The sequence below is a fragment of the Clostridium sp. 1001283B150210_160208_E6 genome (assembly GCF_015669365.1).
GTDB lineage: Bacteria > Bacillota > Clostridia > Clostridiales > Clostridiaceae > Clostridium > Clostridium paraputrificum.
The window spans coordinates 204,585-227,134 of sequence record NZ_JADPAA010000001.1 but is presented as its reverse complement, the minus strand read 5'-3'; the positions used below and the strand labels follow the sequence as shown (position 1 = coordinate 227,134).

The 22,550-nt window shown below is 31.1% G+C and carries 21 protein-coding genes and 1 other annotated feature; of the genes, 16 read left to right on the top strand and 5 right to left on the bottom strand.

Annotated elements, in window-relative coordinates; all coding sequences use genetic code 11:
- Window positions 1-251 precede the first annotated feature (251 nt).
- The 6 genes from I4V16_RS01230 (at window position 252) to I4V16_RS01205 (ending at window position 5,985) form a co-directional block, all read left to right on the top strand.
- A complete protein-coding gene (locus tag I4V16_RS01230; RefSeq protein WP_195963228.1) occupies window positions 252-1,445 on the top strand; it encodes an LL-diaminopimelate aminotransferase in 1,194 nt (397 codons plus the stop codon).
- Window positions 1,446-1,645: 200 nt separating this feature from the next.
- A complete protein-coding gene (locus I4V16_RS01225; RefSeq protein WP_195966365.1) occupies window positions 1,646-3,025 on the top strand; it encodes a radical SAM protein in 1,380 nt (459 codons plus the stop codon).
- Between the two features lie 82 nt (window positions 3,026-3,107).
- Window positions 3,108-3,380 (top strand): metal-sensitive transcriptional regulator, encoded by a 273-nt coding sequence (locus I4V16_RS01220; RefSeq protein WP_049179222.1) that lies wholly within the window; start codon window positions 3,108-3,110, stop codon window positions 3,378-3,380.
- A gap of 148 nt (window positions 3,381-3,528) precedes the next feature.
- Entirely contained in the window at window positions 3,529-4,386 is an 858-nt protein-coding gene (locus tag I4V16_RS01215) for a hypothetical protein (RefSeq protein WP_195616898.1), read from the top strand.
- The gene (locus I4V16_RS01210; protein WP_195616899.1) at window positions 4,386-4,988 is read left to right on the top strand and encodes a hypothetical protein; all 603 of its coding nucleotides are present in this window, start codon (window positions 4,386-4,388) and stop codon (window positions 4,986-4,988) included. Before I4V16_RS01215 ends, I4V16_RS01210 begins: the two co-directional genes overlap by 1 nt.
- A gap of 43 nt (window positions 4,989-5,031) precedes the next feature.
- Window positions 5,032-5,985 carry a calcium/sodium antiporter gene (locus I4V16_RS01205; RefSeq protein ID WP_049179225.1) on the top strand — a complete coding sequence of 318 codons (954 nt, stop codon included), beginning with the start codon at window positions 5,032-5,034 and terminating at the stop codon, window positions 5,983-5,985.
- A 77-nt stretch (window positions 5,986-6,062) separates the two neighbouring features.
- Here the strand turns inward: I4V16_RS01205 and I4V16_RS01200 are convergent, their stop codons facing one another.
- Window positions 6,063-6,461, bottom strand: coding sequence for a DUF2871 domain-containing protein (locus I4V16_RS01200; RefSeq protein WP_111937865.1), 399 nt, complete (start codon window positions 6,459-6,461; stop codon window positions 6,063-6,065).
- An 83-nt stretch (window positions 6,462-6,544) separates the two neighbouring features.
- Here I4V16_RS01200 and I4V16_RS01195 point away from each other — a divergent pair, with 83 nt between their 5' ends.
- Complete coding sequence (locus I4V16_RS01195; protein ID WP_049179227.1) at window positions 6,545-6,946, top strand: hypothetical protein; 402 nt, start codon at window positions 6,545-6,547, stop codon at window positions 6,944-6,946.
- Between the two features lie 49 nt (window positions 6,947-6,995).
- On the opposite strand, the gene I4V16_RS01190 is transcribed toward I4V16_RS01195, so the two are convergent.
- The 4 genes from I4V16_RS01190 to I4V16_RS01175 all read right to left on the bottom strand — a co-directional run bounded on the left by I4V16_RS01190 (window position 6,996) and on the right by I4V16_RS01175 (window position 10,091).
- Window positions 6,996-7,451 (bottom strand): L,D-transpeptidase, encoded by a 456-nt coding sequence (locus I4V16_RS01190; protein WP_242979737.1) that lies wholly within the window; start codon window positions 7,449-7,451, stop codon window positions 6,996-6,998.
- 29 nt (window positions 7,452-7,480) lie between these two features.
- Window positions 7,481-8,356 carry a cation diffusion facilitator family transporter gene (locus tag I4V16_RS01185; protein ID WP_195542287.1) on the bottom strand — a complete coding sequence of 292 codons (876 nt, stop codon included), beginning with the start codon at window positions 8,354-8,356 and terminating at the stop codon, window positions 7,481-7,483.
- 503 nt (window positions 8,357-8,859) lie between these two features.
- Entirely contained in the window at window positions 8,860-9,324 is a 465-nt protein-coding gene (locus I4V16_RS01180) for a threonine/serine exporter family protein (RefSeq protein ID WP_049180331.1), read from the bottom strand.
- Window positions 9,324-10,091 carry a threonine/serine exporter family protein gene (locus tag I4V16_RS01175; RefSeq protein WP_049180329.1) on the bottom strand — a complete coding sequence of 256 codons (768 nt, stop codon included), beginning with the start codon at window positions 10,089-10,091 and terminating at the stop codon, window positions 9,324-9,326. Before I4V16_RS01175 ends, I4V16_RS01180 begins: the two co-directional genes overlap by 1 nt.
- 129 nt (window positions 10,092-10,220) lie before the next feature.
- On the opposite strand from I4V16_RS01175, the gene glyA reads away from it, so the two are divergent.
- From glyA to I4V16_RS01135, 9 genes are all read left to right on the top strand, one after another.
- Window positions 10,221-11,453, top strand: coding sequence for a serine hydroxymethyltransferase (gene glyA, locus I4V16_RS01170; protein ID WP_049180327.1), 1,233 nt, complete (start codon window positions 10,221-10,223; stop codon window positions 11,451-11,453).
- Between the two features lie 70 nt (window positions 11,454-11,523).
- A complete protein-coding gene (locus I4V16_RS01165; RefSeq protein WP_195542288.1) occupies window positions 11,524-12,075 on the top strand; it encodes a hypothetical protein in 552 nt (183 codons plus the stop codon).
- A gap of 12 nt (window positions 12,076-12,087) precedes the next feature.
- Window positions 12,088-13,356, top strand: coding sequence for a hypothetical protein (locus tag I4V16_RS01160; protein WP_195966363.1), 1,269 nt, complete (start codon window positions 12,088-12,090; stop codon window positions 13,354-13,356).
- A 63-nt stretch (window positions 13,357-13,419) separates the two neighbouring features.
- On the top strand, window positions 13,420-13,545 hold the full coding sequence (locus I4V16_RS17570; protein WP_271805043.1) for a CPC_1213 family protein: 126 nt from the start codon (window positions 13,420-13,422) through the stop codon (window positions 13,543-13,545).
- Window positions 13,546-13,575: 30 nt separating this feature from the next.
- Window positions 13,576-13,821: a hypothetical protein gene (locus tag I4V16_RS01155; protein WP_049180321.1), complete on the top strand. Its 246-nt coding sequence runs from the start codon at window positions 13,576-13,578 to the stop codon at window positions 13,819-13,821.
- Between the two features lie 105 nt (window positions 13,822-13,926).
- A complete protein-coding gene (locus I4V16_RS01150) occupies window positions 13,927-14,436 on the top strand; it encodes a DUF1648 domain-containing protein (protein WP_099329032.1) in 510 nt (169 codons plus the stop codon).
- A gap of 49 nt (window positions 14,437-14,485) precedes the next feature.
- Window positions 14,486-14,693: a binding site (T-box leader), on the top strand.
- A gap of 65 nt (window positions 14,694-14,758) precedes the next feature.
- Window positions 14,759-17,401 (top strand): valine--tRNA ligase, encoded by a 2,643-nt coding sequence (locus tag I4V16_RS01145; RefSeq protein WP_195542290.1) that lies wholly within the window; start codon window positions 14,759-14,761, stop codon window positions 17,399-17,401.
- Between the two features lie 178 nt (window positions 17,402-17,579).
- Window positions 17,580-20,036, top strand: a complete 2,457-nt coding sequence (locus I4V16_RS01140) for a glycosyl hydrolase family 18 protein (RefSeq protein ID WP_080351800.1) — start codon at window positions 17,580-17,582, stop codon at window positions 20,034-20,036.
- A 17-nt stretch (window positions 20,037-20,053) separates the two neighbouring features.
- Entirely contained in the window at window positions 20,054-22,549 is a 2,496-nt protein-coding gene (locus I4V16_RS01135) for a glycosyl hydrolase family 18 protein (RefSeq protein WP_195616902.1), read from the top strand.
- Window position 22,550: the final 1 nt, after the last annotated feature.

The window sequence follows — 22,550 nt, the reverse complement described above, 5'->3', positions numbered from 1 at the left end:
TAGGTCACTATGAAGGATTTATTTATGAAAGAAATGAAGTTAAAACTAAATTTATTTTCTGGGAAATAATGTAAAATATAATGAGGTTATTACCGATGCTGGAGGAACTGTAGGTGACATAGAATTAAATGAATCAGTAAGAAATAAAATTACAATAGTAGGTAAGTACGTACAACTTAATGATGCATATATTTCTGTAGCAGAAAGTTTAAAGCATGCTAGCTTAGCAAAAGCATCCAAGGAGGGGAAATATGGTAAAAATTAATAGTAACTATTTAAATTTAAAGGAGGGCTATTTATTTTCAACAATAGCTAAAAAGGTTAAGGCTTATAAAGAAAAACATCCAGATAAAAGGGTTATATCTCTTGGAATAGGAGATGTAGTTTTGCCCTTGTCAGAGCCAGTAATTAATGCATTAAAAACTGGTGTTGAAGAAATGGCAAACAAGGATTCCTTTAAAGGATATGGTCCAGAACAGGGGTATGATTTCCTAAGAGAAGGTATTAGGGAATATTATAGTGAATTTGGTGTTAAGCTTGATGATAAATCAATATTTGTAAGCGATGGAGCTAAAAGTGATTTAGGAAATTTATTAGATATTTTCTCAAAGAAAAATACAGTTTTAATACCAAATCCAGTGTATCCAGTATATGTAGATACTAATATTATGGATGGAAGAAAGATAGAATATATGAACTGTACTACAGAAAATAACTATCTTCCATTACCAGATTTCAATGTTAAGGGAGATATAATATATTTATGTTCACCCAATAATCCAACAGGTGCAGCATATAATAGAGAGCAATTAGAAAAGTGGGTACAGTATGCAAAGGAAATTGGAGCAATAATTCTTTTTGATGCAGCATATGAAGCCTTTATATCTGGTTTAGAAATTCCAAGAAGCATATATGAAATAGAAGGAGCAAAAGAATGTGCAATTGAGGTATGTTCCCTTTCTAAAACAGCTGGTTTCACTGGAATGAGATGTGGTTATACAATAGTTCCTTTGGAATTAGAATGTGAAGGAGTTAAGTTAAACAAGTTATGGCTTAGAAGACAAACTACTAAATTTAACGGAGTATCCTATGTTGTTCAAAAAGCAGCTTCAGGAGTATTCTCTAAAGAGGGAAGAGAGAAGGTAAAGGAAGTAATAGATTATTATAAAGAAAATGCTAAGATAATATCTAAAGTATTTGATAAACTTGGAATTTCTTATACTGGAGGAGTAAATTCACCATATATATGGATTGAATGTCCAAACAATATGTCTTCCTGGGAGTTTTTTGATTATCTTTTAACAGAAGCAAATGTTGTTGGAACTCCAGGAGTAGGCTTTGGTGAAAATGGTGAAGGATGCTTTAGATTTAGTTGCTTTGGAGATAGGGAGGATATAAAAGAAGCTTCACAAAGGGTACTTAAGGCGGTAAATGATTTAAAGTAGTATCTAAAGAGAAAAGAATTATAAACATAGTTATAAAAGTAAAGAGAAAAATTAATTATTATATATTAAAGATTTTTAAGTAAGCTTAGAAGTTATATTTTAAGCTTACTTTTTATATTTTTAGGTATTCATTCTCTTGAAAATGAATATAATCTTATAATGACTAATAGTCAATATAAGATTATTAAGGAGGTAATGCTATGAACATAATTGATACCATCGGAAAGGAAAGTAGGGAGGTGATTATTTCTCAAGTTTGTAGAGTACTAGGAAAGAATCCAGAAAAGAATGTAGACAAGTTATTTAGTATTATTAAGGCATTATCAAGAGATACAGAAAGTAAGGATGCTATAGAGAGTATAGAGAAATATTATAATGAAATACCTTCTATAAAGGAAGAGGTAAATCATATACTTTCCACCACAAATTCAAACTGTTTACAGAAGTTTTTTAAGAATTTTTTGGCTAATGCTATATGGAGTGGAGTACCTAAAAGAGGAAAGTGGATGGAAAATGAAGATACAAAGATTCCTTTTGTACTATTATTAAGTCCATCAATGAGATGTAATCTTAGATGTACTGGTTGCTATGCTGCATATTATCCTAAAGATTCAGGCCTTTCATATGAGGAGGTAGATAGAATAGTTGGAGAAGCTAGAGATTTAGGCATACATTATATAATTATATTAGGGGGAGAACCATTTTTTGTAGATTACATGTATAAAATATATGAGAAATATAATGATGTGTACTTTACTCCATTTACAAATGGAACATTATTTAATGATGATGTAGCTGATAAATTATGTAAGCTTGGAAATGTAATGCCTATGTTTTCTTTAGAAGGCTTTGAAGAGGAAACTGATAGTAGAAGGGGAAAAGGAATATTTAAAAAAGTAATGGAAGGTATGGATTTATTAAGGGATAGGGGAATACCTTTTGGAGTTTCTTCAGCTACATCAACTCATAATATAGATAAGGTAAGTTCTGATGAGTTTATTGATATGCTTATAAATAAAGGATCTTTAATGAGTTGGTATTTTATTTATATGCCTGTTGGAGACAAGCCTAATGTTAAGGATATGCTAACTCCAAGTCAAAGAATAGAGCTTGGTAGAAGAACTAGAAAAATAAGAACTACAAAACCTTACTTTACAATAGATTTCTTTAATGATGCTCCTTATGTAGGAGGATGTATAGCAGGGAAGTATTATTGTCATATAAATTCTAGTGGAGATGTAGAGCCATGTATATTTGCTCATATTGCTACAGATAACATAAAGGATAAAAAACTTATAGATGTATTTAGATGCAATATGTTTAAGGAATTAAGAAGTAGGCAACCATATAATAAAAATATGTTAATGCCATGCATGATGATAGATAACCCTAATGTAATAAGAGAAGTTGCAGCTAAGGTTAAGGCATATACCACAGATGCTAGTGCAGATGCTATGTTAAATGATGAGGAATTTAAAGAAAAGTTAGATACTTTAGCAAGTGAATTTAAGCCATATGCCGATGAAGCTTGGAAAAATGATTTTAATTGTAAAGGTAATGATGAGTTTTCTAAGGGATAAAATATATAGTTAGGTATTTATCATTTTTTAGTTTTAGGTTAAACTATAAATATACCGATAGAGGGTATAAGGAGGAATAATAATGAGTGACGACAAAGATAAATTAAATAAGGATATTTTAAATAGATTAAAAAGAATAGAAGGTCAAGTAAAAGGAATCCAAGGAATGGTTGATAAGAATGTTTGCTGTAAGGATGTTCTTATACAAATTTCTGCTATTAGATCAGCTATTAATAAAGTGGGAGCATTAATGCTAGAAAACTATGCAATGAATTGTTTGTCCCTTGATGAAAACTCTGAAGATAAAGAAAAATTACAAGAGTTAATTAAAACAATGAATACATTTATGAAATAATATAATCCAAGATATAAAAGAGAAGTTCTAATAGAGCTTCTCTTTTATGCTTTAAAGAAATATTTAAATATTGTTATAAATATATAAATATACAAATATGTAGTAAAAATAAGTTGGACAAGTTAGAATTATAATAGGGGTGATAATAATGAAATTTAATAAAAAAATGCTTTTTGGAGTAATAGCTTTAATTATTTTTTCATGGGGAGCAAATATGATTTATTTTATGAATACTCGTATCAATGATCCTTTGTTTTGCTATACCTATGGAGACAATGAATTAGCTCTTATTTCTTATTTTACAAGTGATGAAGAAGATAAGATAGAGAGAGTTGTATTTCCTGAATTAGGGGAGGAAGAATTTAATATTCATAATATGGACAGTTATCCTGGAAGTTCAACTAGTCTTTTTTATAATAAATTAAATCAGGAGATAGATGATAAGTATAAAGTACATTATTTTTATATTCCAATATGGGACTTTTCTGATGACTATAAAAAGGAATTATTTAGTGGTACCAAAGTAACAAAGTTAAATTATAATACAGTTAAAGGAAAAGAAGGTACCATAGAATTTGGTGAAGTTAAGTTTAAAGATAAAGATTTAACTCCATTAGATAATAATATCCTTAGTTTTAGTGATTCATTTTACGATAGTGGCTACCAGCACACTACTTTTATCCTAGAAGATGATATTGAAATTACAGGAACAGATAATGAGTTATTTAAGTTATATTTAGAAAATGGTTTGATTCAAATTAATAATAAGCAAATAAATAGAAAAAGCTTTCCTATTAAATTAAAAAAGGGTGAGATGTTACAAGTCCAAGTAGGCCTTGATAATAATATCCCTCCTTATTATATGATAAGTAGGAGCATAACTTTTATAGTTAAAAATGGACAAGGTAAGGATGAAAAAATAAACATAGAAACTACAGATACCACAGGTAAAGAGTTTACTAAAAAACAAGTTGAAGACTTAAAAAAATTAAGGGGGATAAAATAATGACAAGTGATGGATTTAAAAAGATATTTATAGGGCTAATATTTGTTTTCCTTGATATAGTTATATTTATAAATTGGTTACCTGATTTTATAGGATATATTTTAATGCTTGAAGGATGTGTTATGCTATCATCAAAAGAGAAATTATTTAAAAATACAGTAAATCCTTTGAAAATTCTTACTGGGATATCAATTATAAAATTATTAATATTTATACTTACTAACTTTATGATGGATATTTATGTTGCAGAAGAAATGAAAAATAGTATCTATTATTTCTGTGCAATAGAAAGCTTTAATATTGTATCTACTGTACTTTGGATTTATGTAGTTTTTTACTTGTTAAAAGGGGTTTATGCAATGGTAGAGGAAAAGGGAGATAATGTGATTTTAAGGCATATTGACTTTACTATGGTGTGTTATTTAACACTATTTGCCATAGAGCACATTATGACCCCTCTTTTATATAACATAGATTTTGCAGGAGTAATAAGGACAATTGCTATATTTGTTGTAGGGGCACAAGCGGTATGTAATATATTAATTTTGGTTATTATAAATAGAAGTAAAAAACTTCTTGAGGATAAGAGTGATTTAGTATAAAATTTATAAGGAAATTCACAAAAGAAAGTAGAGGAATTAACTCATGGACTTCATTATTTTAATTATAGGATTCTTTTTGCTAATTAAGGGGGCAGATATATTTGTTGATGGGGCTTCTTCAATAGCTAAAAAAATAGGAATCCCTTCTGTAATAGTTGGGCTAACAATTGTATCATTAGGAACAAGTGCGCCTGAACTTGCAGTAAGTTTGATTTCTTCTTTTAATGGAAACAATGGAATTGCAGTAGGAAATGTTTTAGGATCTAATTTGTTTAATACACTAGTAGTTCTAGGTGGAACAGCTATAGTAGCACCACTTTTAATAAAAAAATCTACTATAAAAAGAGATTACATAGCTACATTAGTAGTAACAATTTTAACTTGTTTCCTTATTTTTGGAGTAGTACCTAAGAGTGAAAATATGCTTTCACGTATAAGTGGTATTATTTTATTAGTAGTATGTGTTGTTTATATGTTTATATTAGTTAAGGCTGCTAAAAAAGATAGTGTTAAAGATGAAGAAAATACATCTGAAATAAAAATGTCAAAGAATATATTATTATCACTAATAGGTGTTGTAGGAATAGTTTTTGGAGGAAATTTAGTTGTAGATTCAGCTACAAATATTGCTTATTCTTTAGGAATGAGTGAAAAGCTAGTTGGATTAACTATAGTGGCTGTTGGAACTTCCTTGCCAGAATTAGTAACATCAATTGTTGCTGCTTTAAAGGGTGAAAATGATATTGCATTAGGAAATGTTTTAGGTTCTAATATATTTAATTTAGTACTTATACTTGGAGCCTCAGCAACAATTACTCCTATTGCAGTTTCAGGGGTAATGATAATAGACTTCATAATTTTAATTGCAGTAACATTATTTATTGGTGCTTTAATATTCTTAAATAAAAAGGAAGAGAAAAGACTTGGTAGATTAGAAGGAATAATTCTAGTTGGAATATATGTAGCATATTTAGCTTATATAATAATGAGAAACTAAAAAAGAGAGCTATAGATTATATTATCTGTAGCTCTCTTCTTTATTATATAAAAATTTGATATACTAAAATAAAAGATTTATTTCTTAATTTTTTTGTTTAATATAACCATAAACCAAATTAGTGAAGCACCTAATATAGCATGTCCTAAACCTGCCATATGAGGAAGCCCAGCAAAATCTTTAGAAAGTACTTCAAGTACTCCACGGAATACTATTGTTCCAATTAAGGATAATAATCCTACATTGTATGATATTAACCATTTGTTAAAGTGTTTGTAAGATGAAATATCAAAGTTTTTATCAATCAATAATATTATTAGGAAAAATAAAAATCCTAATACTAAAGTATGTGTGTGTGCAGTTCCAAGAACTGTTCCATCAGTGAAATTATTGAACTTAGTAAATTCTCTGTGGAAAACACCAAGGATTAGTCCAAGTCCAAGATAGATAAATGATAAATTAAATAATTTTTTCATTTGCTTAACTCCTTAAAAATAATAAATATTAATTAAGATTAATTATACATTAAAAAATAAAAAAGTAAAGAGGGGATTAATATATGGGTACAATAATAGCTCTACTTATGTTAGTAGCAGGTTTGTTTGTAATAGGCTTTGTAGCATATAAAACAGCCATAGGTATTGGAGGTAGTACAGCTTTAAGAGGTGTTGCTGTTAGGAAGGAAAGTAAAGGGTCAATATCCTTTAAGGAATGTAGAAATTTAACTGGAGAAAAAAATAAAAGCTTTTTACTTGAAGCAAATAAAAAGGTTAAGGTATCACTTAATGTAGAAGGAGAAAAGGGAGAGGTACTTGTAACTATTAAGGATAAGAGTGGAAGTTTAATTCTTAATGATAGAAAAAGTGAAGAGTTTGAATATACTTCTGATGTAAAAACTAGAATAAATGCAAGTATTAAGTTTACTAACTTTTATGGAGAAGTAAAATTAGATATTATGTAAGAAAAGTTGTACTGTAGGGAATTAAAATATTCTCTACAATACAACTTTTTTAGCTTATTATAACCTTTGTTTTTTCTGGAATATTGTCATATACCCATTTAGCGTTTACTTTTGCAAGTCTCACACATCCATCTGAAAGAGCCATTCCTAATCTTCCGTCCCTTACTGAACCATCTAAATTATAAATTATTGAATGAAATAGATAGTTTCCTTTAAATTGAGTATAGTACCAGCATTTATAGCCTTTTTCTACTCCAAAATATAATCCTTTAATGCCAACTGTATATGTTCCTTTAGGTGTTGGGGTAGAGGCTTTACCTATTGTACATAAATAACTGTGTACTAGTGTCCAGTTATTAGTTTTGCCTTTAAAAATGTTTGTTTTAAAATTCTTTGTATCTACCCATATTAAATAGGGTGTTGAACTTGAGTAATTTTTTGAATTAATATAGTTTAATATTTCTTCAGTATAATTTGGAGAAGCTCTATAAAGTTTTTTTGATATATAATTGATTACTTTCAATTTACACCTCGTTAAATATTTTTATAGTAAGGGTTTACATGAACCATGCAATGCTTTATTCTTGAATCTTCTTCTATTAAATTATGGACATATGATGCAATGTTATGCCCTTCTTCCACAGTTAATGTAGCATCAACAGATATATCAACATCAACATAAAGTCTATTGCTATGCTGTCTTGTTTTTAAATTCTTTATTTCATAAATGCCATCTATTGAGTTGATCTTATCAATTATGACTTGGACATCATCTTCAGAAGCAGCTTCGTCTATTAATTGTGCAATGCTTTGTTTACAAATATCAAAAGCAACTTTAATTATTACTAAGGCTATTATTATTGCTACTAGAGGATCTAAAAAAGGATACCCCATTCTAGCACCAGCTATACCTATTAAAGCTCCAATGGAGGATAATGCATCAGATCTATGGTGCCATGCATCAGCTTTTAAAGAAGGACTATTTATTTCATTAGCATATTTTATTGTATACCAATACATTAATTCTTTTACAATAATTGAAGTAATAGCTGCAATTATAGCTGAAAAGCCAGGAGTAACATAGTTGTGGTTAATTATTTTGATTATTCCAGAATATCCAATACTAATTGCTACAAGAAAAAGAACTGTAGAAAGAAATAGTGAAGTTATACTTTCTATTCTTTCATGGCCATAAGGATGAGATTTATCAGCTTCCTTATGAGATAGCTTTAAACCAATAATAACGCCTATTGTTGTTACTACATCAGAAAGAGAGTGCATTCCATCTGCAAGCATAGCAGTACTTCTAGCTATAAAGCCTATTAGTATTTTTATAAATGCTAAGATAAAGTTTCCTATAATAGTATTTTTACTTACACGTACCCCAATTTCTAATCGTTCATCTTTCATAAATTCATCTCCTAGTTCTCAATTGAATAAGTAAAAAAAATATTTCTTTATATAATATTAATAAATATAGGGAGTGTTACAAAAGTAGAGTGTGATAGTACTTATCAATTGAAAAAGGGGGGATAGATATTTATTTTTCTCGTTCCGTCGCAAGCTCCAAGTCACAGAAAAATAAGTATCTATTCCCTTCGTACTAAAGGTAAGGAAACTATAAAATTATTATCTTTGACCTTATAATTTTTTTTATTTCAAAATGTAATTATAATTCTCAATTGTAATATATAAGAATTTTATATTTTCCTTTTTTATAGTAAGCTCCAAGTCACAGAAAAATAAATATCTATTCCCTTTGTACTAAAGGTAAGGAAACTATAAAATTATTATCTTTGACCTTATAATCTTTTTATTTCAAAATGTCATTATAATTCTCAATTGTAACATATAAGAATTTTATAATTTCCTAGGCGTTAAAAAAGAAGAGAAATTTTTATAAAATTTCTCTTCTATTGGTTGTTTTCATTTAATAAATTTTTTTTACTCTTCCTTCTATTTATTAACCTTGTAATTGTAGAAACAAAAATAATACCAAGAACTAGGGTGCCTGAAGAGGCTAGGGTAGTTAATCCAAGTTCTAAAGAACCAGTTACATTTCCAGTAATTGCTTCATACATTGTGTAATACATTCCCGCTCCAGGAACTAGTGGAATAAGACAACATATTACTAAGGTAGTAACTGGAGTTTTTAATATTCTAGCAAATATTTCAGAATATATACTAAAGCATATAGATGAAATAAATAAAGAGCTAATAGTAGAAAGGTTTAAATGAAGACCTAATGCATATACAAACCAGCTAAGACCTCCACCAATAGCTGCAAAAAACAACTTCTTCCCCTTTATATTAAATATAATGCCAAAACCACAGGAAGCAATAAAGGATGCTATAGTTTGAATAAAAACCATTGTCATTATATACTACCTCCTAATGTGTTAATCCAGAAACTTAATATTGCACCTGAGCCAACAGCAATTGATATAGCTATAAGGAAAGCCTCAGCTGCTTTAGTTAGCCCTGCTAAAAAGTCACCAGCTATGGTATCTCTAATTGCATTTGTAATTGCAAGTCCAGGTACAAGAAGCATTATAGCACCAATTATGGTTTTATCTATATTAATGTTAAATCCTAATATAACTAAAAGTAATGTAAGTGAAGCTGCAGTAGCCCCTCCAATACAATTAATAAAGAATTCATTTATAGATAACCTTTGGAACTTTATAGTAACTATTTTTATTATGAAACCTATAAAAGTAGCAGCTAAAAGGTCATTAAAGCCTCCTCCAAAAAGAATGGAGAATGTACCTGCTGCAAGTGCAGAAAAAGCTAATGTAAGAGGAAAAGAATATCTTTCACCATTATCTATTTCTTTTAGAAGCTTTAAAATATGGCTTAAATCCATAGGTTCACTTTGTAAAGTTCTTGAAAGTTCATTAATTTTATCTATTTTATTTAAGTCTACGCTTCTTGATTTAACTCTATTTATTAAAGAATATGTTTTATTGTCATGGCAAATTGAAACCATTATTCCAGTAGGGGTTACAAAACTATCAGCTTCGTCAACACCAAAGGAATAGCATATTCTACATATTGTTTCTTCAACTCTATATGTTTCAGCACCGCTTTCAAGCATTATTCTACCAGCATATGTAGAAACATGTAGGAGCTTGTTCATATCCATATATATCACTCCTAAAGTAAAAATTACTTAAGTATTATAGCATATAAGAAGAAAATATTATATAAATTTTGGTTGATAATTGGTATAATAAAGACTATAATTTATTAAAAACTAGATTGGGGTGGAAAAATGAATTTTGATAATGTAAAAAAGGTAGATGAAGAAGTTTATGCTCTTATGGAAAAAGAGTTAAACAGACAACAAAAAGGTATAGAGCTTATTGCATCTGAAAACTTTGCTAGTGAAGCTGTTATGGAAGCAATGGGATCATACTTAACAAATAAGTATGCAGAAGGATATCCAGGAAAGAGATATTATGGGGGCTGCTACGTTGTTGATGAAATTGAAGATATAGCTAGAAATAGAGCTAAGGAACTTTTTGGTGCTGAGCATGCAAATGTTCAACCTCATGCAGGTTCACAAGCTAATATGGCTGTATATTTCACAATTTTAAAACCTGGGGATACTGTTTTAGGGATGGACTTAAGTCATGGTGGACATTTAACTCATGGATCACCAGTTAATTTTTCAGGAAGATTATTTAACTTCGTATCATATGGAGTTGATAGGGAAACTGAAAGAATTAATTATGATGAAGTAAGAAGAATTGCATTAGAATGTAAGCCAAAGCTAATTGTAGCTGGTGCAAGTGCTTATGCAAGAATAATTGATTTTAAAAAGTTTAGAGAAATTGCAGATGAAGTTGGTGCATATTTCATGGTTGATATGGCTCATATTGCAGGGCTAGTTGCTGCAGGGTTACATCCATCACCAGTACCATATGCTGACTTTGTAACATCTACAACTCATAAAACTTTAAGAGGACCAAGGGGAGGATTAATCCTTTGCAAAGAAAAGTATGCTAAGGATTTAGATAAAAATATATTCCCAGGAATGCAAGGTGGACCTTTAATGCATGTTATTGCTGGTAAAGCAGTATGCTTTAAGGAAGCCTTAGATCCTAGCTTTAAGGAATATATGACAAAAGTAGTAAATAACTGTAGAGTTTTAGGGGAAGAACTTGTAAATAGAGGATTTAAATTAGTTTCTGATGGAACTGACAACCACTTAATCCTTGTTGATTTAAACAATAAGGATGTAACAGGAAAAGAAGTTGAAAATCTTTTAGATACAATTGGAGTTACTGTTAATAAAAATACAGTACCAAATGAAACTAGAAGCCCATTTGTAACATCAGGTATTAGAATTGGTACTGCAGCAGTTACTACTAGAGGCTTTGAAGAAGAAGATATGAAAGTTATTGCTGAAATAATAGATGAGGCAATACAAAATAGAGAAGGAGATCTGTCTACTTTAAGAGAAAAGGTTGAAGCTCTTTGTGACAAACATCCATTGTACTAGAATAGAGGAGGTTCATATATATGAGCCTCTTTTTTGTTTATAAATTTAAAATTATGAGAGGTAATAAGAAGTGAGAAAGAAGAAATGTCTTATTGTAATAACTGGGTTAATAACATGTATCTCCTTAATACTGGGATACAATTTAATTAAAGCAATAAATAAACAAAAGATTTTTAAATACTCATTAAAGGACATGAAAATTATATCTACAAATATGGATGAAAACAATAATTTAGAAGATAGTATTAATGGCATTGAAGTAATAGAATTTACTCCACCATTTATTGAAACAACCATTGAAAGCACTTCAAATGACTGCACTACATTAGCAGTATATATGAGTGAAAGATATCATGTTAATTTAGCAAAAGGTAATAATGAATTTAGTGAATATGCAAAGTTAGGTGGTATAGAAAGACATAAGGTAATAAAAGGTGATGTTAATGACTTTATTATTGAGCTTACCTATGCTTCAAATGGATTAGATGAAAATTCAGTTTTATTAAAGGATAGGGATAAAGATAAAAGTAGGCCCTTATTCAAAACTAGATATCATATAAAAAAGACTAATAAGCCAGCAACTTATGAATTAGTTGAAGTTGGGGCTAATCTAGGTGAATAGGGGGAGAATAAAATGAAGGAAAGAACAGGAAAAATATTAATATGTACTTCTATAGCCTTATTGCTATTTTGCATATTTTCTTCTATATATATTTTTAAAAATAGGAAATATAATGATGAAGAAAAATATCCAGTTATAGAATATAGTGATACATCAAGAATGAGGTATATAGCTGGTCCAATGTTAGAAGAGTATTTAAATAAATATGTAAATAATACAAGTAATGAAGAGGAAAATATAAATATAGCTAGTTATAAATATAAAAATAGCCAGCTTATTGCAGGAGACAGTGAGGTTTTTGCAGTATCAACTATTTTTCAGGTAGAACCTAAAAATCCTAGGGATATAGGAGGCTTGGTAAACTGGGGGATTTATGGAGATGATGGTCTTATACATTGTAATTGGACTTTCATAATTAGAAAAATTGATGAAAATAAATATAAATTAATAGATATAAAAGATACTAAAGAGGTAATTAAAGAGCTTCAATTAGATAACAATACAAATTTGATGGAGGTAGTAGCTGAAGCTAATAAGTGTAGTTATAAGATAGAAAATGATAAGATATATGTTACTTATGATTTAGGAGAGCAGTGGGTTGATACCTCTCTAACTTATAGTGATTTTATAGGAGATATCGTAGATAATGGAAGAAATCCACAATTACCAGATGGAAGTTATATGCCTGAGTTACCAAAGGGAAGCTATTATATAACACCAGAGAAGACAGCATTTATATCCCCATCAGGAGATATGATATTATCTGAGGATAAGGGCTTAACATGGGATAAGGTTAAAGTTGGACCAGCTGGTATTGTTGGTGTAAGAGCAAGCTTTGTTGGATTTACTGAAGATGGATTTGGTTATGCACTTTTATGTGGAGATAGGGTAATGAGCTGGGAAACAGCATCTATATTTACAAGTAATGATGGTGGCCATAAGTGGAATTATATTGGGTTGTTAGAGGATGAAGGAGGCTCTAGTTTATCTACTGGAATATCCTTTTCAACAGATAAAATAGGATTTATTTCTACTAATGCAGGATTAGAGAGAACTGTAGATGGAGGAAAAACCTGGAGCACAGTTGAAGTGGATGTGCCTGTAGATTTGAGGGTATACTATGACACTCCATTAGTACCATCTTTTAAGGATGGAAAAGGAGAACTTTTAGTTGGTCAAGGTAGCGATGGAGATTATGGAGCAGCAGGAAGCCAGTTTGCAAGGTTTGTAAGTGAGGATAATGGACTTACTTGGACTTATAGCAGTGAAGTAATAAAATAGTTATTCATAATATAAGTAGAATAAATCTTATTAAAAAGAACAACCTATACTTGAGGTGATATTATGGGAAAAAAGAAAACAAATAATAAAGTACACATAAATCATGATCCACAAGCAGAAAGCTCTAGGGCTGTTTTTGGAGAACCTAAAGCTAAGGGTGATGAATTTACTCCAAGAACTTTTAAGTAATACCTACATTTAAGTAGAAGGAGATATATAATGACTAAGGAAGAAAGAATTAATAAATTACTTGAATGGATGAAAACTGCAACAAAGAGTGAAAGGCATATACCTGAAATAGAGGAATTTGCAAAGAATAATCCTAAAATTTTTGGTGAATTTCACAGGCTTGCTGGAGGAATAATAAGTGGTGAAGATTTAAGTGCAAAAGAAAAGTTATTTGAATTAATAAATAATAATGAAGAAGAATTTAATGCCATATTTAATGCATTAAATATAAAGTGATTTTAGTATGAAGGAGTAGGTATTTGTTTTACTTAGAACAAGAAAAATAAATATCCACTCCCTTTTCTTTATTGGTAGTAATATAATAAGTATAGGGGGGATGAGATGAAGGATTATGACTCAATAAGGCCAGAAATAAAAGTTGAATATAAGTTATGGGAAAAGGTTGTTATAGCTATAGGAGTACTAGGAATTTTATTTTCAATTATATACTTAGTTATTACTTGGGGAGACTTACCAAAAGAAATTCCAGTTCATTTTAATGGGGCAGGTGAAGTAGATAATTGGGGGAATAAAGGAACACTTATGATATTTCCTATATTATGTACCATAACTTATGGATTAATGATGGTATTTACTTTATTTCCTAATGGATATAATTATTCTGTTAAGATAACAAGAGAAAATGCAGAGAATCAGTATAGAAATGCTAGGGAATTAATAAATTATATGAACACAGAAATGGTATTATTTTTTGCATTTTTAGAGTGGAGTTGTATTCAAGTAGCGTTAGGACAAGCTAAAGGACTAGGAATATGGTCTGCTATAGTATTTGTTGTAGTTTTATTTATAACTTTAGGATATAAAATATATAAAATGTATAAGTTAAAGTAAACATTGACAAAAAAAGTGGAATAATATATTATGAAATAAATTAATAATTTTAATGGCAGTGATAAAGAGGAGTAAAAACTGAAAGTATCAAAGAGAGAGGGAAAAGGTGTAAGCCCTTATATGGAAGGTTTTGAAGGTAGCTTTTGAGCTTCTTTAGTGAAATTTAAGTAGCTAAAGACGGTTTTTCTAAATCGTTATTTAATTAAGAGCCCATAATAGTGGGAATAAAGGTGGTACCGCGAGTCTTCGTCCTTTTTTGGATTGAAGACTCTTTTTTATTTTATAAAATAAAGAAAGCAATTAACTTAAAGGAGGAATTAATATGTTAGAAAACAAAGAATTATCTACAACTTATAATCCTAAAGAGTTTGAAGATAGAATTTATAAGACTTGGGAAGAAAATAAGTATTTTACACCTGTAGTAGACAAGAGTAAAAAGCCTTATTCAATAGTAATGCCGCCACCAAATATAACTGGTAAATTGCATTTAGGGCATGCACTTGATAATACACTTCAAGATATGCTTATAAGATTTAAGAGAATGCAAGGTTACTGTACTTTATGGTTACCAGGTGAAGACCATGCTTCAATTGCAACAGAAGTTAAGGTTGCTAATGAACTTGCAAAGCAAGGTTTAGATAAGAAGGAAATGGGAAGAGAAGCTTTCCTTGAAGAAGTATGGAAGTGGACTGAAGAATATAGAGAAAAGATAAGACAACAATTAAAGAAAATGGGTGTTTCTGCTGACTTTACAAGAGAAGCATTTACTATGGATGAACACCTAGACAAGGCTGTAAAGCATGTTTTCGTTAAATTATATAATGAAGGTTTAATCTACAGAGGAAACAGAATAACAAACTGGTGTCCTAAGTGTCAAACTGCACTATCTGATGCAGAAATTGAATATGAAGAACAAGATGGATTCTTCTGGCACATTAACTATCCACTAGTTGATGGATCAGGTTCACTTGAAATAGCTACAACTAGACCTGAAACATTACTAGGAGATACAGCTGTTGCAGTTAATCCTAATGATGAAAGATTTAAGGATTTAGTAGGTAAGATGTTAATCCTACCTTTAACAAATAGAGAAATTCCTATAATAGCAGATGATTATGTTGATATGGAATTTGGTACTGGTGCAGTTAAGATAACTCCTGCTCATGACCCTAACGACTATCAAGTTGGTTTAAGACATGACCTTCCACAAATTAAGGTTATGGATGATAAGGGAATTATAAATGAACTAGGTGGAAAGTACCAAGGCATGGATAGATATGAAGCTAGAAAAGCTATGGTTAAAGACCTAGAAGAGCAAGGATTACTTGTAAAAGTTAAGCCTCACACTCATAATGTAGGAACTCATGATAGATGTGGAACTACAGTTGAACCAATGATATCAAATCAATGGTATGTAAAGATGGAATCTTTAGCTAAGCCTGCTATAGATGTAGTTAGAGAAAAGAAGACTAAGTTTGTACCAGAAAGATTTGAAAAGACTTACTTCAACTGGATGGAAAACATTCAAGATTGGTGTATATCAAGACAATTATGGTGGGGACACAGAATACCAGTATGGTACTGTGGTGACTGTGGAGAAATAAACGTTGCAGAAGTTGCTCCATGTAAGTGTTCTAAGTGTGGATCAGAAAACTTAACTCAAGAAAATGATGTTTTAGATACATGGTTCTCATCAGCACTTTGGCCTTTCTCAACTTTAGGATGGCCAGAAAAAACAGAAGATCTAGAATACTTCTATCCAACAAGTACATTAGTTACTGGGTATGATATTATATTCTTCTGGGTTGCTAGAATGATATTCTCAGGCCTTCACAACATGAAAGAGACTCCATTTGATACTGTATTAATTCACGGTATTATAAGAGATTCAGAAGGAAGAAAGATGAGTAAGTCCCTAGGTAACGGTGTTGACCCACTTGAAGTAATAGACACTTATGGTGCAGATGCTTTAAGATTCATGCTAGTTACAGGTAATGCTCCAGGAAATGATATAAGATACTATCCAGAAAGAGTTGAATCTGCAAGAAACTTTGCTAATAAGATTTGGAATGCATCTAGATTTGTTATGATGAATCTTGATAAGGAAGTTATGAATAAGTATGCAGATTGTAAGGAATATTCATTAGCTGACAAGTGGATATTATCTAAGATGAACACATTAGTTAAAGAAGTTACTGAAAACATGGATAAGTTTGAACTTGGTATTGCATTACAAAAGGTATATGACTTCATGTGGACAGAATTCTGCGACTGGTATATAGAACTTGTTAAGCCTGTATTCTACGGAGATGATGAAAAGGCTAAGGGAGTAACTTATAACGTATTAAATACTGTTCTTGTTACAGGATTAAAATTATTACACCCAGTAATGCCATTTATCACTGAAGAAATTTACACTCATTTAACTGGTGAAGAAACTATAACAACTTCAGTATGGCCAGAATATTCAGAGGAACTAAATAATGCTGATGCTGAAACTGAAATGGGATATGTAATAGAAGGTGTTAAGGCTTTAAGAAATGTAAGAGCTGAAATGAATGTTCCACCTTCAAGAAAAGCAAAGGTTATTTGCTACATTGGAGAAGAAGCTAAGAATGCATTTATGGCAGGAACAGCTTATATTGAAAAGCTTGCATCAGCTTCAGAAGTTGAATTTATAGCTGATAAGTCAGAAGTTCCAGCAAACGCTGTATCTGTTGTTGTTAAGGGTGGAGAATTATTTATGCCACTTCTTGATTTAGTAGATAAGGAAAAGGAACTTGAAAGATTAAATAAAGAAGTTAAGAAGCTTGAAGGTGAAATTGAAAGAATTGACAAGAAGCTTAATAACCAAGGATTTGTAGCTAAGGCTCCACAAGCAGTTGTAGATGGAGAAAAAGCTAAGAGAGAAAAGTATATTGAGATGTTAGAAGCTGTAAAAGGAAGAATAGATGCTTTAAACTAAAAAATATGTTTTATTTAGGTGCTATAAGATATAATCTTATAGCACCTTTTTAAGTTGAAATATATACAGATTATCTTTTGTGGGAAAAATTCACAAAAAGTTAATTGAATAAATATTCTGAATATTCTAAAATAAAGAGGAACGTTAAGTTCAAAAAAACTATTAAAGGAGGAGAAGGATGAAAACTAGAAAGTTTAAACAGTTTTTGTCGACACTTTTAGTAGTTGCGCTAACGTCAGCAGGAATTACAGTAGGTACTAGTGCAACGGAAGCAAAAGATAATGAACAGCTTAACGTTACAAATGAAAAAAAATCAGATGAACTTAAGAGAAAAATAGTAGGATACTTTCCAGAATGGGCTTATTCAAGTGAAGCTCAAGGATACTTTAATGCAACAGATCTACAGTGGGATTCTATAACTCATATCCAATATTCCTTCGCAATGGTTGATCCATCAACTAATAAAATTACATTAGGGGATAAGCATGCTGCTATTGAAGAGGATTTTGCAGGATATGACCTAAGTTATAAGGGAAAGAAAGTAGAACTAGACCCTTCTTTACCTTATAAAGGACATTTTAATGTTTTACAGACTATGAAGAAAAGTTACCCAGATGTAGATCTATTAATTTCTGTTGGTGGTTGGGCAGGATCAAGAGGTTTTTATACTATGCTAGATACAGATGCAGGAATAAATACCTTTGCAAATTCATGTGTTGATTTTATTAGACAATATGGATTTGACGGAGTAGATATTGATTTTGAATATCCTTCAGCTACAAGCCAATCAGGAAATCCAGATGATTTTGATCTTTCAGAACCAAGAAGATCAAAGCTTAACGAAAGATATAATATCTTAATAAAAACTTTAAGAGAAAAAATAGATGAAGCAGCCAAAGCAGATGGAAAAGATTATTTGTTAACTGCTGCTGTTACTGCATCTCCTTGGGTATTAGGTGGTGTAAGTGATAATTCTTATGCTAAGTACCTAGATTTCTTAAGTGTAATGTCTTATGACTATCATGGTGGTTGGAATGAGTTTGTTGAGCACTTAGCTGGTATATATCCAAATGCAGAGGATAGAGAAACAGTATCTCAAATAATGCCAACTTTATGTATGGATTGGGCATACAGATATTACAGAGGCGTTTTACCTTCTGAGAAAATCTTAATGGGTATTCCATACTACACAAGAGGATGGGAAAATGTCCAGGGTGGTACTAATGGCCTTCATGGAACAAGTAAAACTCCAGCATCAGGCAAATACAATATATGGGGAGATGACCTTGATGGTGATGGTAATTTAGAACCAGCAGGAGCAAATCCTTTATGGCACGTATTAAATCTTATGGAAAATGATCCTAATTTAAAAGTATATTGGGATGATACTTCTAAGGTGCCATATGTTTGGCAAAACAATGAAAAAGTATTCTTATCTTTTGAAAACGAAAAATCTATAGATGCAAGATTAGATTATATTGAAGACAAAAATCTTGGTGGAGCATTAATTTGGGTAATGAATGGTGACTATGGCTTAAATCCAAATTATGTAGAGGGCTCAACAGATGTTAATGAAGGAAAGTATACATTTGGTGATACCTTAACAAAGAGATTAAGTGAAGGATTAACAAAGATGGGTGACTGCACAAAATCACCTGAAGATTCTAATTCATCTCTAGAACCTATTAATGTAGATGTTAATCTTACAGGTAATTATGATCATCCAAACTACACTTATTCCTTAAATATAACTAACCATACTGGTGAAGAAATTAAGGGAGGATGGACTGTATCCTTTGATTTACCAAAGTCTGCTTTATATAAGTCTTCATGGGGAGGTACTTATAGTGTAGAAGATAATGGTGACTTTGCTAGAGTAACATTAACCTCAGGGGCATGGCAAAATATTTCTTCAGGGGCAACAGTTACAATACAAGGTATGATTGGATTATGTTTCTCAGGAGTAAGAAATATTACATTTAATGGAATGAACCCAATAGGTAATAATGAAGCACCAGTTATTTCAGGTGCTGAGGATATTACTATTAACTTAGGGGATACTTTTAATCCTTTAAGTGGAGTTAAAGCATCAGATAGTGAAGATGGTGATTTAACAAGTAAAATTTCTATTAATGGTAAAGTAGATAATACTAAGGCAGGAGAGTATACTTTAACATACTCAGTTTCAGATAGCAAAGGTGCAGTAACTACAGTTACAAGAGTTGTTACTGTTTTTGATAAGAATGCACCTATAGTAAACACAAATCCAGAAATTACTGGAGTTAAGGATCAAACTATAAAAGTTGGAGGAACCTTTAATCCATTAAGTGGAGTAAAGGCAACAGATAAGGAAGATGGAGACTTAACTAGTGCTATTAAAGTAGTAGGTACTGTAGATACTTCAAAAGCAGGAGTATATAAATTAACCTACACTGTTGTGGATAAAGATGGTGGTAAAGCGGAAACTTCCTGCAATATAACTGTTGAAGAACAAAAATATCCAACTTACGACTCTAATACAATTTATAACGGTGGAGACATAGTTATTTATAATGGAGAAACTTATAAATGTAAGTGGTGGACTCAAGGACAAGCACCAGGTGCTCAATGGGGACCATGGGAAAAAATATCATAATATAGGAGGATGATAATATGGCAAAGAGAAAGTTAAAAAAGAACTTAAAAACTTTTGTTGCATTTAGTGCTATTACTGCTTTATTGTTAACTAATGGTATTCCAATTAGTGCTTTAACTCAGTCTTCCAATACAACTGAGGTTACTTCACAAGCTACTACAGGGTTACGTAATGTAATGTATTATGGTGACTGGTCTATTTGGGGAGGACAAGGTAATTTCTATCCAAAGGATATACCAGCAGATAAATTAACACATTTAAATTTTGCTTTTATGGATTTTAACGCTTCAGGTGAGTTGATTTATTGTGATAAAGATGCAGCTACAGGACATCCATTAGGAAATGCAGGTGTAACTTATGGTGATGTTAATGGTGGTATCTTAAATGCATTCCAAGTGTTAAAAGCAGAAAATCCTAACTTAAAGATAGGTGTATCTTTAGGTGGATGGTCTAAGTCTGGAGACTTCTCAACAATAGCTGCAAATGCTTCAACAAGAGCTAAGTTTGTAGAAAACGTTATGAAGTTTATTAAATATACAAATATGGATTTTGTTGATTTAGACTGGGAGTATCCTGGTGACTATAGAGAGCCTGATAAGACTGATAATACAAACGATGAAGGAACACCAAATGCAAGTCCACAAGACAAAGATAATTATATCTTGTTATTACAAGATTTAAAGAATGCTTTAAATAAACAAGGTAAAGAGCTTGGAAAAACTTATGAATTATCTGTAGCATTACCAGCAGGAGTATCTAAAATAGAGGCTGGTATAGATGTTGATAAGTTATTTGATATAGTAGACTTTGCTAATATAATGACTTATGATATGGCAGGAGCTTGGAGTACAACAAGCGGCCATCAAACTGCATTATATACAAATCCGAATGCTCCAGAGGAATATAAGGGGCTTTCAGTAGATGAAAGTATTAAGTATTATATATCTCAAGGTGCAGAAAGACAAAAAATAGTTGTTGGTGCAGCATACTATACACGTGGATGGGAAAAAGTTTCAGATAAAGGTGTTGATCCAAAAAATCCAGGACTTTTTGGAGAAGCTGCAGTAGTTAATAAGAATGCAGACCTTTCACCAACACCAGGAGCACTTAATGAAGCTCCAATGAAGAATGGCGAAGGTGGAAGAGCTGGTGGAGTATGGGGATATAATGCTCTAGATAAGTTAAAGGCTAAGTACACTGGATTAAAAGAGTACTGGGATGATAGTGCTAAGGCTCCATATTTATATAACCCAGAAACAGGTGCATTCTTTACTTACGATAATGTAAGGTCAATTCAAGAAAAAGCTAAATATGTTAAAGAAAATAATCTTGGTGGTATGATTGCTTGGATGGCATCACAAGATGCAACTACAACATCTACTAAGAGAGATGAATTAACAAATGCTACTAAGGAAGCATTATTTGGTTCAGGTGAATTACCTAAGTACGATGTAAAATATACAAATCCTAATTTAACTTGTACAGTAACTCCAGTAACTCAAGCATGGGGAACTGGTGGAGTACTAAATGTATCAATAAAAAATAATGAAAAATTAAGTGAGTCTGGTGAAGTGTTATCAACAGTTGAAACCGCAGCTAAAACTGTTAAAAATATGAAGGTTTATATTAAGACTAATGGTGTAGCAATTACAGGTTCACAATATCCAGCAGGACCAGTTTCAAAGGTAGGAGATTACTACGTTATAGACTTTGGTGGCATGTCAGATGGTAAGTTAATGAAACCAGGAACAGAATTTACTTTTGATTTAAATCTTGATAAAGCTATTGAAGATACTAGCAGTATTATAAGTGTTGAAGTATCACAAAGAATGTATCAAACAGCTCCTGAAATTATGAAACAAACAATTTGGGGTGATACAAACTCAGCACCAGTTATATCTGGAGCTAATAATATTACTATAAACTTAGGTGATAAGTTTAATGCTTTAAGTGGTGTTACAGCTACTGATAAGGAAGATGGAGATTTAACTAGTGCCATTAAAGTAGCAGGAACTGTAGATACTTTAAAGGCAGGAGAATATACTTTAACTTATTCTGTTAAAGACAGTAGTGGTAAAGAAACAACAGTTACAAGAGTTGTTATTGTTTTTGATAAGGATGCTCCTGTAGTAAATACAAATCCTGAAATTACTGGAGTTAAAGATCAAACTGTAAAACTTGGATCAACTTTCAATCCATTAAGTGGGGTAAAGGCAACAGACAAAGAAGATGGAGATTTAACTAGTGCCATTAGGGTAACAGGCAGTGTAGACACTTCTAAAGCAGGAGTATATAAATTAACTTACACTGTTGTAGATAAAGATGGTGGCAAGGCAGAAGCTTCATGTAATATAACTGTTGAAGATCAAAAATATCCAACCTACGACTCTAAGACAATTTATACTGGTGGAGATATAGTTGTTTATAACGGAGAAACTTATAAATGTAAATGGTGGACTCAAGGTGAAATACCAGGAGCATCAGAATGGGGAGCATGGGAAAAAATTAGTTAAT

Excerpts from the sequence above, each read along its gene's own strand:
- I4V16_RS01230 (WP_195963228.1), top strand. The coding sequence starts at position 252 with ATGGTAAAAATTAATAGTAACTATTTAAATTTAAAGGAGGGCTATTTA.
- I4V16_RS01225 (WP_195966365.1), top strand. The coding sequence starts at position 1,646 with ATGAACATAATTGATACCATCGGAAAGGAAAGTAGGGAGGTGATTATT.
- I4V16_RS01220 (WP_049179222.1), top strand. The coding sequence starts at position 3,108 with ATGAGTGACGACAAAGATAAATTAAATAAGGATATTTTAAATAGATTA.
- I4V16_RS01215 (WP_195616898.1), top strand. The coding sequence starts at position 3,529 with ATGAAATTTAATAAAAAAATGCTTTTTGGAGTAATAGCTTTAATTATT.
- I4V16_RS01210 (WP_195616899.1), top strand. The coding sequence starts at position 4,386 with ATGACAAGTGATGGATTTAAAAAGATATTTATAGGGCTAATATTTGTT.
- I4V16_RS01205 (WP_049179225.1), top strand. The coding sequence starts at position 5,032 with ATGGACTTCATTATTTTAATTATAGGATTCTTTTTGCTAATTAAGGGG.
- I4V16_RS01200 (WP_111937865.1), bottom strand. The coding sequence starts at position 6,461 with ATGAAAAAATTATTTAATTTATCATTTATCTATCTTGGACTTGGACTA.
- I4V16_RS01195 (WP_049179227.1), top strand. The coding sequence starts at position 6,545 with ATGGGTACAATAATAGCTCTACTTATGTTAGTAGCAGGTTTGTTTGTA.
- I4V16_RS01185 (WP_195542287.1), bottom strand. The coding sequence starts at position 8,356 with ATGAAAGATGAACGATTAGAAATTGGGGTACGTGTAAGTAAAAATACT.
- I4V16_RS01180 (WP_049180331.1), bottom strand. The coding sequence starts at position 9,324 with ATGACAATGGTTTTTATTCAAACTATAGCATCCTTTATTGCTTCCTGT.
- I4V16_RS01175 (WP_049180329.1), bottom strand. The coding sequence starts at position 10,091 with ATGGATATGAACAAGCTCCTACATGTTTCTACATATGCTGGTAGAATA.
- glyA (WP_049180327.1), top strand. The coding sequence starts at position 10,221 with ATGAATTTTGATAATGTAAAAAAGGTAGATGAAGAAGTTTATGCTCTT.
- I4V16_RS01160 (WP_195966363.1), top strand. The coding sequence starts at position 12,088 with ATGAAGGAAAGAACAGGAAAAATATTAATATGTACTTCTATAGCCTTA.
- I4V16_RS17570 (WP_271805043.1), top strand. The coding sequence starts at position 13,420 with ATGGGAAAAAAGAAAACAAATAATAAAGTACACATAAATCATGATCCA.
- I4V16_RS01155 (WP_049180321.1), top strand. The coding sequence starts at position 13,576 with ATGACTAAGGAAGAAAGAATTAATAAATTACTTGAATGGATGAAAACT.
- I4V16_RS01150 (WP_099329032.1), top strand. The coding sequence starts at position 13,927 with ATGAAGGATTATGACTCAATAAGGCCAGAAATAAAAGTTGAATATAAG.
- I4V16_RS01145 (WP_195542290.1), top strand. The coding sequence starts at position 14,759 with ATGTTAGAAAACAAAGAATTATCTACAACTTATAATCCTAAAGAGTTT.
- I4V16_RS01140 (WP_080351800.1), top strand. The coding sequence starts at position 17,580 with ATGAAAACTAGAAAGTTTAAACAGTTTTTGTCGACACTTTTAGTAGTT.
- I4V16_RS01135 (WP_195616902.1), top strand. The coding sequence starts at position 20,054 with ATGGCAAAGAGAAAGTTAAAAAAGAACTTAAAAACTTTTGTTGCATTT.